Annotated in this window: 15 protein-coding genes; 2 read left to right on the top strand and 13 right to left on the bottom strand. The window is 39.4% G+C overall.

The genetic code is table 11. From position 1 onward, the window contains the following. Nucleotides 1-64: 64 nt before the first annotated feature. Nucleotides 65-445: a winged helix-turn-helix transcriptional regulator gene (locus H3T55_RS11335; RefSeq protein ID WP_225534550.1), complete on the bottom strand. Its 381-nt coding sequence runs from the start codon at nucleotides 443-445 to the stop codon at nucleotides 65-67. Between the two features lie 155 nt (nucleotides 446-600). On the opposite strand from H3T55_RS11335, the gene H3T55_RS11330 reads away from it, so the two are divergent. Together H3T55_RS11330 and H3T55_RS11325 are read left to right on the top strand one after the other, a co-directional pair. Next, on the top strand, nucleotides 601-1443 hold the full coding sequence (locus tag H3T55_RS11330; RefSeq protein WP_225534549.1) for an aldo/keto reductase: 843 nt from the start codon (nucleotides 601-603) through the stop codon (nucleotides 1441-1443). 29 nt (nucleotides 1444-1472) lie between these two features. Then, on the top strand, nucleotides 1473-2267 hold the full coding sequence (locus H3T55_RS11325; protein WP_225534548.1) for an SDR family NAD(P)-dependent oxidoreductase: 795 nt from the start codon (nucleotides 1473-1475) through the stop codon (nucleotides 2265-2267). A 56-nt stretch (nucleotides 2268-2323) separates the two neighbouring features. On the opposite strand, the gene ftsY is transcribed toward H3T55_RS11325, so the two are convergent. The 12 genes from ftsY to plsX all read right to left on the bottom strand — a co-directional run bounded on the left by ftsY (nucleotide 2324) and on the right by plsX (nucleotide 17385). After that, the gene (ftsY, locus tag H3T55_RS11320) at nucleotides 2324-3568 is read right to left on the bottom strand and encodes a signal recognition particle-docking protein FtsY (RefSeq protein WP_225534547.1); all 1245 of its coding nucleotides are present in this window, start codon (nucleotides 3566-3568) and stop codon (nucleotides 2324-2326) included. Next, complete coding sequence (locus H3T55_RS11315; RefSeq protein WP_225534546.1) at nucleotides 3569-4396, bottom strand: Cof-type HAD-IIB family hydrolase; 828 nt, start codon at nucleotides 4394-4396, stop codon at nucleotides 3569-3571. 607 nt (nucleotides 4397-5003) lie between these two features. Then, entirely contained in the window at nucleotides 5004-8582 is a 3579-nt protein-coding gene (gene smc, locus H3T55_RS11310; RefSeq protein WP_225534545.1) for a chromosome segregation protein SMC, read from the bottom strand. 23 nt (nucleotides 8583-8605) lie between these two features. Continuing rightward, a complete protein-coding gene (gene rnc / locus H3T55_RS11305; RefSeq protein ID WP_087641841.1) occupies nucleotides 8606-9298 on the bottom strand; it encodes a ribonuclease III in 693 nt (230 codons plus the stop codon). A gap of 247 nt (nucleotides 9299-9545) precedes the next feature. Continuing rightward, entirely contained in the window at nucleotides 9546-9947 is a 402-nt protein-coding gene (gene ndk / locus H3T55_RS11300; RefSeq protein WP_225534544.1) for a nucleoside-diphosphate kinase, read from the bottom strand. A 212-nt stretch (nucleotides 9948-10159) separates the two neighbouring features. Then, a complete protein-coding gene (locus H3T55_RS11295) occupies nucleotides 10160-11935 on the bottom strand; it encodes an oligopeptide ABC transporter substrate-binding protein (protein ID WP_217884298.1) in 1776 nt (591 codons plus the stop codon). A gap of 20 nt (nucleotides 11936-11955) precedes the next feature. Then, a complete protein-coding gene (locus H3T55_RS11290) occupies nucleotides 11956-12855 on the bottom strand; it encodes an ABC transporter permease (RefSeq protein ID WP_087641838.1) in 900 nt (299 codons plus the stop codon). 30 nt (nucleotides 12856-12885) lie between these two features. After that, nucleotides 12886-13848 carry an oligopeptide ABC transporter permease gene (gene opp4B / locus H3T55_RS11285; protein ID WP_225534543.1) on the bottom strand — a complete coding sequence of 321 codons (963 nt, stop codon included), beginning with the start codon at nucleotides 13846-13848 and terminating at the stop codon, nucleotides 12886-12888. Further along, entirely contained in the window at nucleotides 13848-14792 is a 945-nt protein-coding gene (locus tag H3T55_RS11280; protein WP_087641836.1) for an ATP-binding cassette domain-containing protein, read from the bottom strand. Before H3T55_RS11280 ends, opp4B begins: the two co-directional genes overlap by 1 nt. Next, nucleotides 14792-15799 (bottom strand): ABC transporter ATP-binding protein, encoded by a 1008-nt coding sequence (locus H3T55_RS11275; RefSeq protein ID WP_087641835.1) that lies wholly within the window; start codon nucleotides 15797-15799, stop codon nucleotides 14792-14794. Before H3T55_RS11275 ends, H3T55_RS11280 begins: the two co-directional genes overlap by 1 nt. A 205-nt stretch (nucleotides 15800-16004) precedes the next feature. Further along, entirely contained in the window at nucleotides 16005-16244 is a 240-nt protein-coding gene (gene acpP / locus H3T55_RS11270; protein WP_087641834.1) for an acyl carrier protein, read from the bottom strand. A gap of 142 nt (nucleotides 16245-16386) precedes the next feature. Further along, a complete protein-coding gene (gene plsX, locus H3T55_RS11265) occupies nucleotides 16387-17385 on the bottom strand; it encodes a phosphate acyltransferase PlsX (protein WP_225534542.1) in 999 nt (332 codons plus the stop codon). Nucleotides 17386-17850 lie beyond the last annotated feature (465 nt).

The raw sequence follows: 17850 nt of genomic DNA, 5'->3' as shown, positions 1-17850 counted from the left end.
TTCTTTAAACTAAAATCTATTAACTTTTTTGATAATAGAAGTATTGTACTTAATTTGATCTATTTTATTTAAATTTGTCACAATTCAAGCTGATTGCTTCACCATTATCGATCAAATGCTCTGCATGCTTTTCGCCCCATGAACAAAGTAAATCAAGGATTTCACCTAATGATTCGCCGTATTCACTCAAGCTATATTCTACTTTAGGCGGGATTTGGTTATAGACCTTGCGATCGATGATATTGTCTTGCTCTAATTCACGTAATTGCTGTGTCAGCATTTTTTGTGAGATCTTAGGGATCGCCCGAAGCAATTCGCTCGTCCTCATGATTTGATGTCTTAAATTACAAAGAATGATCGGTTTCCATTTTCCTCCAATCACATCTACAGTAACTTCTACGCCAATGTTGTATTCTTTTTCGACGATAGTTTGTACGTTTTCCATCAGCAACGCATCCTTTCGCTCTTTATTAAAACAGAAAAACACTGATAAATCAATTAGTTACTTTTAGGTATGTATAAAACTTTAAAGTACGTACTATTCAAACAGAACGATTGCTGATACGATAGTTTTATTCTAAAAGCGAGAGGAAGATTCAAATGATTCATTCATTAACAGATACAGTTTTATTAAATAATGGCGTAAAAATGCCTGGCTTTGGCTTAGGTGTGTTTCAAGTTAGCAACGAGGACACGATTTTTTCTGTTCAAAAAGCGATCGAAGCAGGTTATATCAGCATTGATACTGCACAAATCTATGGCAACGAAGAAGGTGTTGGCGAAGGGATTCGCCGCGGCTTAGCAACTACTGGAAAAAAACGCGAAGACTTATTCATCACGACTAAAATTTGGAATCACCAATTAGACTACGATCAAACGATTACCGCATTCAACGAAAGCCTGCTAAAATTAGGGTTAGATTATGTAGACTTGTATTTGATCCACTGGCCTGGAAATAATGAGTATCTAACTTCTTGGAAAGCGATGGAAGAGCTATATACCGCTGGAAAGATCAAAGCAATCGGCGTGAGTAATTTTGAGATCCATCATTTGGAAACCTTGCTTGAAACAGCTAAAGTTACTCCTGTATTAAACCAAGTTGAGCTTCATCCAAGAATGGCTCAAAAGGAAATGCGCAGCTTTTTACAAGAAAAAGGGATCGCAATCGAAGCATGGTCTCCATTGATGCAAGGACAACTATTACAAGAGCCAACGATTTTGACTCTTGCAGAAAAATATCATAAATCAGCTGCTCAAATCATTTTAAGATGGCATGTACAAAATGAGATCATCGTCATTCCTAAATCGATCAAAGAAGAGCGTATCGCCAGTAATGCAGATCTGTTTGATTTTGAATTATCGACAGAGGATTTAGCATTGATCGACCAGCTAGATAACGGTACTCGAGTAGGACCGCATCCGGATACTTTCTTTTTTGAATAGTCTGTACTAAAGACAAAGGAGGAAATCATATGGAAATGGGCATCGCAGGTAAAAAAGCCTTGATCACCGGATCTACGAAAGGGATCGGTAAAGCGATCGCTTTAGAATTGGCAAAAGAAGGCGCGGATGTACTGATCAACGGCCGTAAGGAGCAAGAAGTACAGCAACTAGTCAAGGAAATAAAAGAAAACTACCCAGAAACGTCACCGCAGGCAGCAACTGGGGATATTGTCGATCCGAAACAACGTGAAACATTATTTTCACAATTTCCTAAAGTCGATATTCTTATCAATAATATGGGGATTTTTCAACCAATGGCTTATGAAGATATCGATGATGCGACATGGGAACGTTTCTTTCGAACCAATGTGCTAGCTGCAAATGATCTAGTTAAATTCTACTTACCAACTATGCTTGAAGAAAACTTCGGCAGAGTGATTTTTATTGCTAGTGAAGAAGCTATCATGCCTTCAGGTGAAATGCCGCAATACAGTATGACCAAAACAATGCAGCTTTCTTTAGCTAAAAGTTTGTCCAAACTCACAAAAGGTACTTTGGTCACCGTTAACACGATCATGCCTGGTTCAACAATGACTGAAGGTGTTCGTGATATGATCGAAGAAATGTATCCTGATCCTGAATTATCTTTAGAAGAAAAAGAGCGATTATTTATGATCAATAATCGGCCGCTCTCACAAATCCAACGCTTGATCGATCCAACTGAAATCGGTCGTTTAGCAGCTTTTGTCAGCAGTCCCTATGCCTCTGCTTTTAGCGGAGCGGCGATTCGAATGGATGGCGGTATGGTACCGACCATCTTTTAAAAAAATAACCGTTACATCGACTTTTGTTTCAGCCGGTGTAACGGTTATTTTTATGACTAGTCTTCTTCTTTCAATAGACCTTTAAATAGCCCTACAGCAAAGTCATTCGCATCAAACGGTTCGAGATCATTGATTCCTTCTCCTAAACCAACTAATTTAACTGGCAAATGCAGTTCATTTCTGATTGCTAAAACGATCCCGCCTTTGGCCGTGCCATCTAACTTAGTAAGAACCAAGCCGGTCACATCCGTCGTCTCTTTGAATTGCTTCGCTTGAGACATGGCATTTTGTCCCGTTGTCGCATCGACAACAAGTAATACCTCATGCGGTGCATCAGGAATTTCACGCTGGATCACCCGTTTGATTTTTTCTAATTCATTCATTAAATTGACTTTATTTTGCAGACGGCCGGCTGTATCAACCAATAAGATGTCTGCATTCTCTGCTTTCGCTCGCTCTACTGCATCAAAGACGACCGCTGCCGGGTCACCGCCAGCATTGCCGCGAACAACCTCTACACCAGCACGTTCGCCCCAGACAACTAATTGATCGATCGCACCTGCTCTAAACGTATCCGCTGCTGCCATCAATACTTTCTTCCCGTCTTGCTTGAATTCGTGGGCCAATTTACCAATGCTGGTTGTTTTTCCAACTCCATTTACACCCACAAAAAGCATAACAGTCAATCCATCAGTTTGGATATTCAACGCGTTGTTTTCTTCGACACCTTCTGCTTCATACAGATCGACCATTTTTTCGATGATCGTATTTTGAATCGCAGCTGGTTTCTTCGCATTACGTAGCTTCACTTCTTGACGCAACTGATCCGTGATCTTGATCGCTGTATCAAAGCCCACATCAGCACCGATCAAGGTTTCTTCTAGCTCTTCAAAAAAGTCTTCATCAACGGAACGAAAATTAGCAAATAATTCATTTAAACGTTCGCCAAAGGTTTTTCGAGTTTTCTCCAGTCCTTTTTCATACTTTTCCTGTACAATGATCTCTTCCTGAATTTCTTCAGCTGCTTCTGTTTCAGGGGCCTCTTCCGGTAGCACGTCATCTGTCATAGGCTTTGGTTCTAATTCAATTTCAAGTTCTGGTTCTACTACTGAATCGACATCTATTTCTGCTTCTAGTTCTGGCTCAGATTGCTCTGATAAAGAATCAACATCAGTTTCTTCTGGAACAGAAACTTCTGAGCCGGCTTCTGCTTCTTCTAATGTTTCATCTGTTTCGATTTCAGCCGGTTTCGTTTCTTTTTCATTCATAAAAGCCTTTTTTATTTTGTCAAAAAATCCCACTTATTTTCCTCCTTTCAATGGTTCTAAAACAAATTTCTCCACTGCTTTAGCCACGCCATCATTATCATTCGTATCTGTGATCACATCTGCTAATTCTTTTACACGAGGGACTGCATTTTCCATAGCAACGCCTAGGCCAGCATATTCGATCATCGGCAAATCATTCTCCTCATCACCGATCGTCATGATCTCTTCTTGCTTGATAGCTAAATCTTTAGCTAATAAAGAAATACCATATGCTTTTGTGATTCCTTTCGGCATGAATTCTAATAAATTACTTCTCGTTTTGATGACTTCGTATTTATCATAGAATTCACTAGGAATTTTCTTGATTTGTTCGTCCAGATAATCCTCATCGATTGCTACGACCGCTTTGTTGTATATGCGCTCAGCTGTCAAATCAACCAATTCTACAGGTTCGAAGGTCAATAGATTATTTAGCTGACTGTATAAGGAAGTGTATTCTTTAGAAACTGGTAATTGAAGAACTATTCCATCAGATAGAATATCCAAAGGGACATTCAGAGTTTCAGCTAATCCATGCAGAACGTGAATATCTTCAAGCGGCATTGGATTTTTTTCAATGATTTCACCCGTATCATTTTTTTGGACTAGTCCACCATTGAATGTAATACTATAATCACCATTATCACGCAGATCCAATGTTTCAAGATACCCTTCTATCGCAGCTAACGGACGCCCTGTACAAAGAACGATCTTAACCCCTGCTGCCTTTGCTTGTGTTAAAACAGCTTTATTCCTAGATGAAATTTCCTTCTTACTATCTAATAACGTCCCATCCAAATCAATGGCAACCAATTTAATCAAATAAAAACCTCCTTAATTTAAAAGCGGAACAGGCTCGTCAAGCTCTGACAGAAAAATAGGAAAAATCGATTGAGACGCTTTTTGTCTCACTCTATTTTTATCTTTTTTCCGAAGAGCTAGCCTGTGTAGCTGGACAATTTAAAAGCGGAACAAATCGTCTAATCCTGTAGAAAATTAGGAAATTGACTTTGAGACACTTTTTGTCTCACTGGCAATTTGTCTATTTTCCTAAGGATTGATTTGTGTAGCTGGATAACGATAAAAGCGGAACAGGCTCGTTTTGCTCTGACTGAAAAATAGGAAATGTAGATTGAGATGCTCTTTATCTCATTCTACATTTATCTTTTTTCCGAAGAGCTAGCCTGTGTAGCTGGACAATACAAAGGGTCAACACTTTCCTTCGAAACTCTTGTACTGTTCAACATCAGTTCATTTCATGCTCTGTGTCTCTCAGCAAAAGCGGAATAAGCCGTTCAGTCTCGACTAGAATATAGCAAAAATAAAATATAGTCCTCTTTACCACAATTTATTTTTATCTTTTTCCCCAAAAACTGTCTTGTGCAGTTCATCAATGATACTTCTTACAAAAAGCAGATCCTATTCTATATCAGCTTTCCGCCACGATCGCTCCGCCTTCTTTGACTTCTTCCAATCGAACCGAAACAATTTTAGACACTCCTGATTCCTGCATCGTAACCCCGTACAGTACATCAGCAGCCTCCATCGTTCCTTTACGGTGTGTGACAACGATGAACTGAGTATCGTCTTCAAACTCACTTAAGTAGTGACCAAATCGTGAAACATTCGCATCATCCAACGCCGCTTCCACTTCGTCAAGGACACAAAACGGTACTGGACGTACACGGATGATCGAGAACAACAAGGCAATTGCTGTTAAAGCACGTTCTCCACCAGAAAGTAAACTTAAATTCTGCAGCTTCTTGCCTGGCGGCTGCGCTTCGATTTCAACACCTGTATTCAGCAAATCATTAGGATCTGTCAAAATCAACTCTGCCCGACCACCGCCGAACATATTTGGAAATACGACTTTAAATTGTGCACGAATCGCTTCAAATACTTCACTAAAGCGCGTCTTAACTTCTTCGTCCATCTCACTCATCGTTTCAAATAATTGATCTTTAGCATCCAGCAAATCATCTCGCTGTGAGACTAAGAATTCATGACGTTCATTGACTTGCTCATACTGTTCGATCGCATTCAGATTGACTGGTCCTAAACGTTCGATCTCTCGTTTCAATCGTTTTACTTCGATTTTAGCCTGATCCTGCTCCATCGTCAGTTCATAATCTTCAAAGGCGCGTTCAAAAGTTAAGCTATATTCTTCCTGCAAATATTGCAGAGAATTATCCAATTTGATTTCAGAACGGTTCTTCTCGACTTCGATCTTTGTTTGTTCGGTCAATAGATGCTGTTGTAGTTTATTTTCTTCAGCTAAACTAGTATCGATTTGATCGACCTGCTCTTGCAGTTGCTGACGATTCATTTTAGCTGTTTGAATGCTGTTTTGCAGCTGTTCTCTTTTTTCAGCTAACTGTTTCATTTGAATCGCCAAGCTTTCCTCGGTGACCTGATGATCCGTCGAGTTGTCATTCAATTGCTGTAATTGTTGCCGTAAAGCTGTTTCTCGTGCTAAAAATTCATCTAGCTGTGCTTGTTTCTCTGATAGTTGTTCATTCAAATGAGCAAGCTGCTCCGCCGCAACTGCCTGATCAGCCTGAATCTGATTGTATCGTTCAAACGCCTCTGCCCGTAAAGTTTCCATCTGGCTCGCTTCTTGATCGACCTGCTTCATTTCCTGATCTAAGCTGTTCCTCTGTTGATCAAGTTTTTGCTGTTGTTCCGTCAATTCTTCTTTTTTCGCTTGATATTCCGTTAAAAATTGATGCAGCTCGCGTGCTTCAAATTCAAAAAGACGCTGTTCTTTTGTTAAACGAGTGATCGTTTCTTCCTGATTGGTCAATTTATTTTGAAGTTCCTGCTGTTTCAAACGGCTGATTTCGCCCGTTGAACGCAATTGCTCAAGCTCTTCATTCAACTGCTTGACTTCATCTGTCAGCTGCTGCACTTCTTTCTCAGTCGCTGCCAGCTGTTTTTCCACACGTTCCATTTGTTCAGTCAACGTTTGAAGCTCTTGTGTTTGAGAAAATAGACTCCCTTGATTGCCGCGCTTATTTGCACCACCGGTCATTGAACCGCCGGAGTTCATGACATCTCCTTCTAAAGAAACCACGCGATATTGATAATTGACCGCTTTTGCTAGCTGATTGGCGCTTTCGAGATTTTCCGCTAATAAAGTCACACCCAAAAGATTTTGGATAACGTTGCTGACTTCATCGGGAAAACGAACCACTTCACTCGCAATTCCTAAAAACCCTGTTACATTGCCAACACGGTCACGAACAGCACTAGAGACACTTCTAGGCTTGATCGTCGTTAATGGTAAAAAGGTGGCACGGCCGCTATGCTGCTGCTTTAAAAATGTAATTCCAGCACGGCCATCTTTCTCCGTTTCAACCACGACATGCTGTGCCGCACCTCCTAAAGCTGTTTCGATCGCAACTGTATATTCTTTTGGAACATCGATCAATTCTGCTACAGCGCCAACGATTCCTGTCAATTGCTCTTTATGTTTTAAAACTGCACGAACACCTTGATAAAAACCAGAGTAATTTTCTTGGATTTCCTGCAAGCTTTTTTGACGAGCTTTGGCTTGTTGGACTTGATTCATTGCTTGATACATTTGTTTCTGTTTAGCTGCCAACTGACCTTGCTTTTGATCCAGCTGATGTTTCAGCTGAGCATATTGCTCTCTTTGCTCCGTTAGTGACTGTTCTGAAACCGCTAAATCAGCAGTCACTTGTTCTTTATCAGCTAAAGCTTCTGTCATTTGTTTTTCCAGCGCTTCATGCTTTTGGATCGATTGCTGATTTTTAGCTGTTTCCTGCTGATATTGGCGTTCCAAATATTTCAAATCATTCGTTGTATTTGCTTGTTCCTGCATCACTTCAACATATTGACTACGCAGTTCTTCCAGTAATTCTTTTGACGATTTGCTATATTTTTCAACTTCCAGCTCTGAAGCTTTGATCGCTTCAACGAATGCTTCACGTTGAGCTTTTTTTTCTGCTACTTTATTTTGCAGCTCCTGCACTTCTTCCCGATAACGAGTGATTTTTTCAGTATTTTCTTCTAAAGATTGCTGATATTCACTTGTTGTCTGCAACGTGTGTTTTGAGCGTTCGACTAAAACGTCTTTTTGTCCTTCTGTTTGCTTCAATGCTTCTGTGATTTGCAGCAATTGCTGCTGCTCTTGTTCGATCTGTTCATCCAACTTATTGCGTTTCCCTCTAAGTTGGAACAACTCATCTTCTGAATCACGGATTTTTTTACTTGCTGTATTTAGCTTACTTTCGATTTCCGTCAATTCTGCTGTTTTGACTTCCCACACAGCCTTGGCCGACTCGATTTCTGTGACGGTCAAGCTTACATCGATTTCGGTCAATGTCTCTTTCAGCTTTAAAAACTCCTTCGCCGCTTCGCTTTGGGCAGCTAGAGGAGTCAGTTGGTCTTCTAATTCGTAAATGATATCTTGAACACGGCTTAGATTATCTTCTGTTTCAAATAATTTCTGCTCGGCTTTTTTCTTACGCTGCTTATATTTCAACACACCCGCTGCTTCTTCAAAAATACCGCGGCGGTCCTCCGGTTTACTATTAAAAATCGCTTCGACTTTCCCTTGAGAGATGATCGAGAATGACTCTTTCCCTAATCCAGAGTCCATAAATAAATCATGAATATCTTTTAAGCGGCAGGCTTGTTTGTTGATGAAAAAATCACTCTCACCTGTCCGGCGAAACCGACGAGTTACACTGATTTCAGTAAAATCCAATGGTAAAAAATGATCACTATTATCCAATACAACCGTTACTTCAGCTATATTCAATGCTTTACGACCTTCTGATCCGGCAAAAATAATATCCGGCATCTTTCCGCCGCGAAGACTTTTTGCCGATTGTTCGCCTAAAACCCAGCGGATCGCTTCGGTGATGTTGCTTTTTCCACTGCCGTTTGGACCAACGACAGCAGTCACTCCATTTTCAAATTCTATAACGGTTCGATCCGCAAAGGATTTAAACCCTGCGATCTCAATTCGTTTTAAATACACGAATAATACGGCTCCTTCCAAGCTTACTCAGGATGTTTTTTCAGCGCTCGTTCAGCGGCATCCTGTTCTGCTAATTTCTTCGACTTTCCTTGTCCCGTTCCAATCAATTTTCCATCGACATACACTTCGATCGAAAAAATCCGATCATGTGCGGGTCCTTCTTCATTGACTAAACGATAGTCGATCGTTACATCTCCTTGACGTTGTAATACTTCTTGTAGATGTGTTTTATGATCCATCTCATGTGAAAAAGCACCAGCATCGATTTTCGGGAAAATCACTTCAGCAATAAATTTCTTCGCTGCGCCAACTTTTTGATCTAAGTATAATGCACCTAAAAAGGCTTCAAATAGATCACATAACAAGGCAGGACGTTGACGGCCGCCAGAATTTTCTTCCCCTTTTCCTAAAAGGATATATTGGTCGAAATGACATTCTTTTGCAAATTTCGATAAACTGTCTTCACGAACGATCGCTGCACGCATTTTCGTCAATTTGCCTTCCGGCATTTCTGGAAATTGCTGATACAAATATTGAGAGACTAATAGCTCCAATACTGCATCTCCTAAAAACTCTAATCGTTCATTGTCAGACAACTTTAAATAGCGATGCTCATTCACATAGGATGAATGCGTAAAAGCTTGTTCTAATAGGTTGACATCATGGAAAACAATGCCGTAACGTTCTTTTAGTTCGGTAGTTAACTGATTGTCCATTTTCTACATTCCTTTAAGTTTATTTACAACCTTCTCTATTATACTTTTTTTTCCAGTATTTTTAAATGGTTAGGGGAGATTTGCCGTAAATTCACACAAGGATTCATCAGATTCGAATGGTTTTTTCATCATTTTTTGGTTTCAAACAGCTTTTCTGCCATTTTTACGATAAAGCATTCTGCCTCTCTTCTAGATAAAAAGAAAAAGCGTAATAGGACCATCTAATCCTATCACGCTTGTAGTCTAGCTAGCTGCCAAAAAACCGATTGATTTCGATCCGAGCCGCTTCCGGGGAATCTGAAGCATGGATGATGTTATGATAGCTATTATTACCATAATCTCCACGAATCGTCCCAGGTGCAGCTTCCAAACAATTGGTCGCTCCAATCATCTTTCTAACTGTCTTTATGACTGAATCCCCCTCTAAGATGAGGTAGACCACTTCAGAAGATGTCATATACGTTATCATATCTTCAAAGAAGTCAAATTTTTTCACATGGGCATAATGTTCCTCTGCTAAATCCCGAGTCATTATTCCCACTTTCAGTTGGCGGATAATCAACTGCTTTCTTTCAAAGCGCTGCAGGATTTCTCCCACTAATTTACGCTTCACTCCGTCTGGCTTGATAATGATCAATGTTTGTTCCATTCAACTTCCCTCCAATAGTTACAACGCGATAATGAAAACGCTTAACAAAGAGATTACCACCACTCTTGGAATCTGTCTAGTATATAAGTGACAAAAAAAGAGTAGCGTCTTGTTCGGAATGACTACTCTGTATACCTTTTATTCGTGTAAACAAACACTAAAGGGACGAGCAAAGCCATAAAACGGCTCTGTTCATCCCTATTAGTTACTCTTTAGCGTTTTTCAGCTGTAAGTTCAATCCCATAAAAATCTCTTGTATCTTCATAGTTCCAAGTGAAAGATTTTACACGATTATTTACTGGCATAACTTCGTTTCTGTATAGTGTTGGAATAACTGGTGCTTGTTCAAACATATACTCTTGCCAAGCGTCATAGGCTTCTTTCCGTTTTGTATCATCGAATGATTCTTTTGAATCAATTGCGCTCAATAATTTGTCATTTTCTTCTGAAACAAAACGTGAATAGTTGAATGCAGCATTTCTACTGTATAATCCAGCTGGCGAAGGCGCGCTATTTACACTCCAAGCTGCTTGGAATACATCGATCTCAGGATCATCATTTTTTACTTTATCATAAAATGCTTGGAAATCGATCAAGCGGCCGGTAGCCAATTTCACATCTAAACCGATTTCTTTCCATTGTTGTAGATAGTAATCAGCTAATGGTTGAGCCGTTTCCCCACCTGCCATTGAAGCAAAATTGATCGTTAATTTTTTACCATCTGGATCTTCTCTTAGGCCATCATCATCCGTGTCTTTATAGCCTGCGTCATCCAAAAGTTTTTTCGCTTTTTCTATATCATATTGATAACCTTTGATATCAGAATTGTGCAATGTTTCAAAAATTGGCGGAATCAGTGTTGTTGCTCCTGAACGCAAGCCGTTGTAGAATTTTTGTCCGATCGCATCATTATCTACCGCATAGCCCATTGCTTGACGTAATTTTACATCAGCCATTTTTGCGTCAGGGTTTAGAACGGATTCACCTTTATCTTTATCGTATGTTCCTAATTTGAAGCCAATATAGGTATACGCTAACTCTTCACGACCCAGCATTTGATAATCTTCCGTATCTTTATATGTTGGGTAGTTATCTGTTGGCATTGAGTAAACCATGTCATATTTTTTCGCTTTCAGCGCTTCAACGATTGAAGCTGTCGGTACATTTGTAAATACGATTTTATCTAGTTTAGGTTTTCCTCTATAGTAGTGTTCATTCGGTAAATATTCTACTGATTCACCTGTTACGATTTTACTAATATAGTATGGACCGAAAGTGACAGGATTTTTTCTGACCGCATCACTTTTTTCTTGGTCTTTGATCGGTATATCTTTAAAGATATGCTTTGGCATTGCATTCGTATAGACGCCGCCGCTCAACTGTAGCATACCTGGGTTCATCTCTTTGTAAGACACTTCAATTGTTTGATCATCGATTTTCTTGATTCCAGAAATCGTATCTGCTTTCCCATCATGATATTCTTCCATTCCGACAATATTGGTAAAATCATCATCGTAACGAATACCTGTATATTCTTTATTCCCGATCACTTCATAAGGATAGATCAGATCATCTGCTGTCACAGATTCGCCGTCTGACCACTTGATATCGTCTTTTAACGTGATCGTTGCTTTTTTATTATCGACATCTAAATCTAAGGTCGCAGCGCCATCTTTCGTAATAACAAAGTCTTTATCATACGAGAATAGCCCTTCATGAGATGGTCTCATGTAATAATTATCATAAGCATCTTGATAGTAAACTTCAGAAAACAATCCTTTAAATTGTGTATCTGATGCTACAGCAACTTCCAATGTTCCGCCTTTGATCGGATCCTGATCATTTTTTACTACCATCGTAAATTTACTGATGTCTTCTGTATCAACGTTTTTATTCCCTGAATCAGATTTTTTACTGCCACCGCATGCGGTTAATGTCATTGTTAAAGCTGCAGTTACAGTAAGTACGCCCAAAAATTTCTTGTTTATCACACTTTTTCCTCCTCATTTTAGCCTAAACGTTGTCTGGCATCCGCTGAACGCTTAAACGCTTGACCGATATAATTTATACATAACATCATTACTAAGATCAGCACTGATGCTGGTACCCAAATCCATGTTTTGTTAGCCAAAACATCTCCATTACTGGCATAACCGATCAAAGTCCCTAAACTAGGAACATTGGTTGGCAAACCAAACCCTAAGAATGTCAATGTCGTTTCAATACCGATATTCGCTGCAAAGTTGATCGTTAAATTCGTAATGATCAACGAGCTTAGATTCGGCATGATCTCACGAAACATAATTTTGAAATCGCTTGTACCTAATGTTTTAGAGGCACTAACGTAATCTCTGCGAACTTCCGACAATGTTTTACTTCTAAACAATCTGGCTTTTGCAACCCAGTAAAAGGCACTCATAATCCAAATAAACGACCAAGCATTATATTTAGGTATTATCGTCACAAATACAATGATGATCATCATGATCGGTAAAATCATGATAAAGTCCACGACCCTCATCACAGCGTTATCAAAGAACCCACCATAATAACCAGAAATGATCCCAATTCCAACACCAATGATCGATGTGATGATCGTGATTGCAAAACCGATCACTACTGAGTTACGGGCACCGATGATCAATTGCCCAAATACATCACGACCGCCTTCATCTGCCCCTAATATGAAATTACCGCCTGGTTCAGCATATTTATCTAAAATGCTAACGGTCATTACCTTATCCTGATCAGTCAACAATGCACCTATAAAAACAACCAGCAAAATAATGATCAATAACGTCAGCGAAAATATAGCTAATTTATCTTTTTTAAATTCTCTTGCGATCATGCGAAAGCCCATCGGAGGAATTTGTTCAGTAATTACTGTTACTTGTTCATCTTTTTCCATTTTATTTCATCCTTTCCTTAAAATTGATTTTTACTGCACCCGAATTCGCGGATCTACAATGCTCATCACGATATCTGAAACCAGATTTCCGATAAGCGTCGCAACACCTAAAATCAATACTAAGGATGTAATTACTGCATAGTCCCGTTGACCGATCGAATCAATAAACAGCTTACCTATACCTGGATACCCAAAAATCCGTTCAATAACGACTGATCCACTGATCAAAGCTGTGATCTCATAACTTAATTGAGAAACAATAGGCAAAGAAGCATTTCTAAAAATATGTCGAGTATAGACTTTATTAGTAGGCACACCTTTGGAACGAGCAGTACGCACATAGTCCAATGATTGCGAATCGATCACTTCATTACGCAAATATTGAATCGTAATCGCGGTCCCTAATAAAGCTTGAGAAAGTGCGGGCAATATCAAATGATAGAAACGGTCCCAGACATATCCTGCTGTTCCAGGATCGACACCACTAGAAACAGAGCCTGTTGTTGGAAACCAGTCCAAACGATACCCAAAAATAAACAACATCACAAGTGCAAAAATAAATGGTGGTACAGCAAAACTAATAAAATTATAAATAACGACAAATTTATCTAAAATAGAATTTTGATAGCGACCCGATAGAACCCCAAGCGGTAAAGCGATCGCATACATGATCACAACCGTCAATAATGACAAAAGAATCGTATTGACTGCACGATTACCGATCAAAGTTGCTACTGGTAATTTAAAAATAAAACTCTCTCCAAAATCACCATGGAAAACATTTCCGATCCAGCGAATATATTGTGTCGTCCAAGGATCGTTCAACCCTGCAGCTTCCCGCATTTTTTCAATGACTGCTGGGTCCGTGTTCGGATTGATCAACCCAGCAAATGGATCGCCCGGCATCATTTTAGCAAGAACAAAAATCAAGACACTTAAAATCAGGATTTGAGGAATCATGAAAAGTACTCGTCGTAAAATCGTTTTCCACATTACACTGCACCTCCATCTTTCAACGCCACTTGATGTGTTGGACTGATTTTACGCAAATCATAAACACGGCCGTTTTCATCATAATACTCACTTTGACGAGCAATATACTCCTGCTCAACTTTGCGACGCTCTGCCTTGTGCTCTTCTCGGTGAGCAACATCGATTTTAGGGATCGCAGACAACAGACGCTTTGTATAAATATGCTTTGGATCATTATAAATGTCTTCACGGGTACCGATTTCTACAAATCGGCCTTTATACATGATCGCAATATTGTCACACATATGCTTTACAACACCTAAGTCATGAGAGATAAACAAATAACTCAGCCCGTATTCTTCCTGAATATTTTTCATGAAATTCAATACCTGCGCTTGAACAGATAAATCTAATGCTGAAACTGGTTCATCTGCAATGATCAATTTGGGATTAGTCGCAACCGCACGTGCTACACCCAGACGCTGTCTTTGACCGCCTGAAAATTCATGCGGATATTTATATAATGCGTCTTCAGGCATTCCAACGATATCTAGTAATCCTTTGACTTTCTTTTTCTCTTCTTGATCACTTAATCGTTCAAAATTTCTGATTGGCTCTGCAATAATATCCAAAACTCGTTTCTTAGGATTTAAACTGGACATTGAATCCTGAAAGATCATTTGGACATCTTTGTTGTATTTCATTGCTTTTCGTGTTCTCGCCTGTGTTACTTCCTTATTTTGATAAAGGATACTGCCGCTAGTGATTTTCTCCAAACCGATAATTGCTTTACCTGTTGTGGATTTTCCTGAACCAGATTCTCCAACCAAACCATAAGTCTTGCCTTTTTCGATAATAAAATCGACACCATCAACTGCTAAAACATGATCTGTCACCCGATTAAAGAAGCCGCTGCGAATAGGATAGTGAACTTTCAGATCTTTGATTTGAATAATTTCCGCCATTACATTTCCTCCTGTTCATCTCTAAATTGAAAATGTTGATAACAGGTGCAACGAACGAAATGATTTTCTTCAACCTCATGCAAAACAGGGGTTTCTTCATGCGCATCTTCCGGTATCCAAGGAATTCTGGGAGCAAAGCGACAGCCTGTCCGCGGTAGTTTACTTAACGAAGGAACAACTCCTTCGATTACATGTAATTGACTATTTTCTGAATTTTCTTGTGGGATCGACTGTAGTAGTGAGCGAGTGTATGGGTGCTTTGGATTGTCAAACAGCTCTTTAGCAGAAGCTACTTCTACGAACTGCCCTGCATACATCACAGCAACTTTATCCGCCATTTCAGCCACGACGCCTAAATCGTGTGTGATCAAAATAATGCCGGAACCCGTTTCTTCCTGTAGATCTTTGAGTAGATCCAAAATTTGTGCTTGAATCGTCACATCCAATGCCGTGGTCGGCTCATCTGCAATAATGATCGCCGGCTTACAAGCGATCGCAATTGCAATGATCACACGCTGGCGCATTCCGCCCGAAAGTTCATGAGGATATTGTTTGCCTACTCTTTCAGGATTAGGTATGCCAACTTGTTCAAGTAGTTCAATCACGCGTGCCTGTTTTTGTTCAGCTGTCATATCTGTATGATAGGTTAGACTTTCTTTGATTTGATCTTCGATCCGCATTAAAGGATTCAATGCAGATAAGGGATCTTGAAAAATCATTCCGATATCGTTCCCACGAATTTTATTATACAGTTGCTCATTAAATGTTGTTAAATTCAAATCTTTATAGATGATTTCTCCATTTATGCGTGTGTTTTTCGCATCATGAAGTCCCATGATCGTTGTTGCTAATGTACTTTTCCCACAACCTGATTCACCTACGATAGCTAAAATTTCATTTGCCCCTAATTCAAAAGATACATCATCTACTGCATCATAATATTCGTCCTTTAAACGAAACGCTGTATGCAGGTGTTGAACATCTAGAAGTTGATTTTCCTTACTCACATTTGTGCACCCCTCTATAAATTACCTACTTTAAACTCTTTCTACATTACACGAAGATTTATGCTTTTAATCTTCCTGTAATCATTTTAATCAATTGTATATAACTATTGAAAGAATTGCAACATTTTGGCAAGAATAAGGATATATATACTAAAAAAGCGAAACAAAACGGATATCGTTTTGCTTCGCTTACTTTTGCTAATTATTATAAGTGATTCATAATATAATCTACAGCAGCACCAACTGTTTCGATTTGCTCTGCGTCTTCATCTGAAATTTCTGTACCAAATTCATCTTCAAGCTCTAAAACAAATTCCATTACACTAATCGAATCTGCATTCAAGTCATCTTTAATGTTTAATTGATCTGTCACTTTTTCAGCTTCAATATCAAAGTGGTTTGAGATAATCTTCGCTACTTTTTCCAATACTTCTTCACGAGTCAACTGTGTTCACCTCCACTGTTTTTGAACAACGTTTTGCTTTTAGTGTTAAACGCTATGATACATTGTACTCACAAATGATCGATTTGTCCATCTTTTTTTGCAACTTTATTACAGAATGGTTGCATTCTGGTTGCGAACCCTCTTATTCTTTTGTTTCATAATAGCTTACAAGCTGCGGTACAACCTCTGTTTTCAGCATTGTATGAATTTGACGGATCGTATAACGAACTGCTTCCGGTCCGGTCGATCCATGCGTTTTGATGACGGGTGCTTTCAATCCGAAAAGTACTGCACCGCCATGTTTTGAATAGTCCATTTCGCTTTTCATCCCACGCAAAGCATTCTTTAAGAGCAGTGCTCCCATTTTTCCTTTAACACCTTCAGCTAAAATAGACGTTTTCAACAAGCTCATCATGTTTAGTGCTGTTCCTTCGATCGATTTGAGCACCGCATTCCCTGTGAAACCATCAGTAACAACAACATCCGCAGCCCCACTCAATAAATCACGCGCTTCGACGTTGCCAATAAAATTGATCCCTTCTTCTTCTGAAAGCAGCTCAAAAGCCTTTTTCGTTAGCTCGCTGCCTTTTGTGGCTTCTGTTCCATTGTTTAAAAGAGCTACACGGGGATTTTTTACATTTCTTACTTTTTCGGCATAAAAAGAGCCCAAAACTGCGTATTGCACTAAATGCTCCGGCTTATTATCAGCATTCGCTCCTAAATCCAGCATATCAAAGCCGCCATCCGCCTGACCCATTACAGGCAAGGTCGACATCAACCCAGGACGTTCAACATTTTTGATTCGTCCAACAATAAATAATCCCGCAGCTAGAAGTGCTCCTGTATTCCCTGCAGAAAAAATCGCATCTGCTTCACCATTTTTTACTGCCTGAGCAGCCAAAACCATCGATGCTGTTTTCTTTCGACGAATCGCCTTGACCGGTTCATCATCACTACTGATTTTTTCATCCGTATGAATGATCGTGATATTCTTTTCATCTGTTACATATTTTTTAATTTCAGTTTCTTTCCCATAAAGTAAAAACTCAACATCAGGAAAATCCTGTTTAGCCAGCATAACACCTTCAACAATAGCCTGAGGTGCATGATCGCCTCCCATTGCATCAACAGCAATCTTCATAAAATAGTCCCTCCTAGATAAGTACAGTAAGTAGTATAACATATAGAAAAACGGAACAAAGCGTTTTACTCTCTTGAAAATTAGGAATCTGACACTGAAACGCTCTTTGTTTCATTGACAGATTGTCTATTTTCCTTGAGAGTTGCTTTGTGTAGCTAGATCAAGAAAAGCGGAGCGAGCCCGCTTAGTCTCGAAAGAAAAATAGGAAATGATGATTGAGACGTTCTTTGTCTCACTCCTCATTTATCTTTTTTCCGAGAGACTGGCTCGTGCAGCTGGATCACGAAAAGCGGAACGAGCCGCTTAGACCTTGAACAAATTAGGAAAATGATGGAAAGATGCTTTTTATCTTTTCAGCATTTTATCTATTTGTTGAAAGGTCTGGCTTGTGCAGCTAGATCATAGAAAAGCGGAACAAAGCGTTTTACTCTCTTGAAAATTAGGAATCTGACACTGAAACGCTCT

The sequence above is a fragment of the Enterococcus sp. S22(2020) genome (genome assembly GCF_020295385.1).
GTDB lineage: Bacteria > Bacillota > Bacilli > Lactobacillales > Enterococcaceae > Enterococcus_L > Enterococcus_L dunnyi.
The sequence above is the reverse complement of the archived record's forward strand: the minus strand, read 5'-3'. Positions and strand labels throughout refer to the sequence as shown.

Coding starts and splice junctions, on each gene's coding strand:
- H3T55_RS11330 (WP_225534549.1), top strand. CDS start 601: ATGATTCATTCATTAACAGATACAGTTTTATTAAATAATGGCGTAAAA.
- opp4B (WP_225534543.1), bottom strand. CDS start 13,848: ATGTGGAAAACGATTTTACGACGAGTACTTTTCATGATTCCTCAAATC.
- plsX (WP_225534542.1), bottom strand. CDS start 17,385: ATGAAGATTGCTGTTGATGCAATGGGAGGCGATCATGCACCTCAGGCT.
- H3T55_RS11290 (WP_087641838.1), bottom strand. CDS start 12,855: ATGGAAAAAGATGAACAAGTAACAGTAATTACTGAACAAATTCCTCCG.
- ndk (WP_225534544.1), bottom strand. CDS start 9,947: ATGGAACAAACATTGATCATTATCAAGCCAGACGGAGTGAAGCGTAAA.
- rnc (WP_087641841.1), bottom strand. CDS start 9,298: ATGGACAATCAGTTAACTACCGAACTAAAAGAACGTTACGGCATTGTT.
- H3T55_RS11325 (WP_225534548.1), top strand. CDS start 1,473: ATGGAAATGGGCATCGCAGGTAAAAAAGCCTTGATCACCGGATCTACG.
- H3T55_RS11280 (WP_087641836.1), bottom strand. CDS start 14,792: ATGGCGGAAATTATTCAAATCAAAGATCTGAAAGTTCACTATCCTATT.
- H3T55_RS11335 (WP_225534550.1), bottom strand. CDS start 445: ATGGAAAACGTACAAACTATCGTCGAAAAAGAATACAACATTGGCGTA.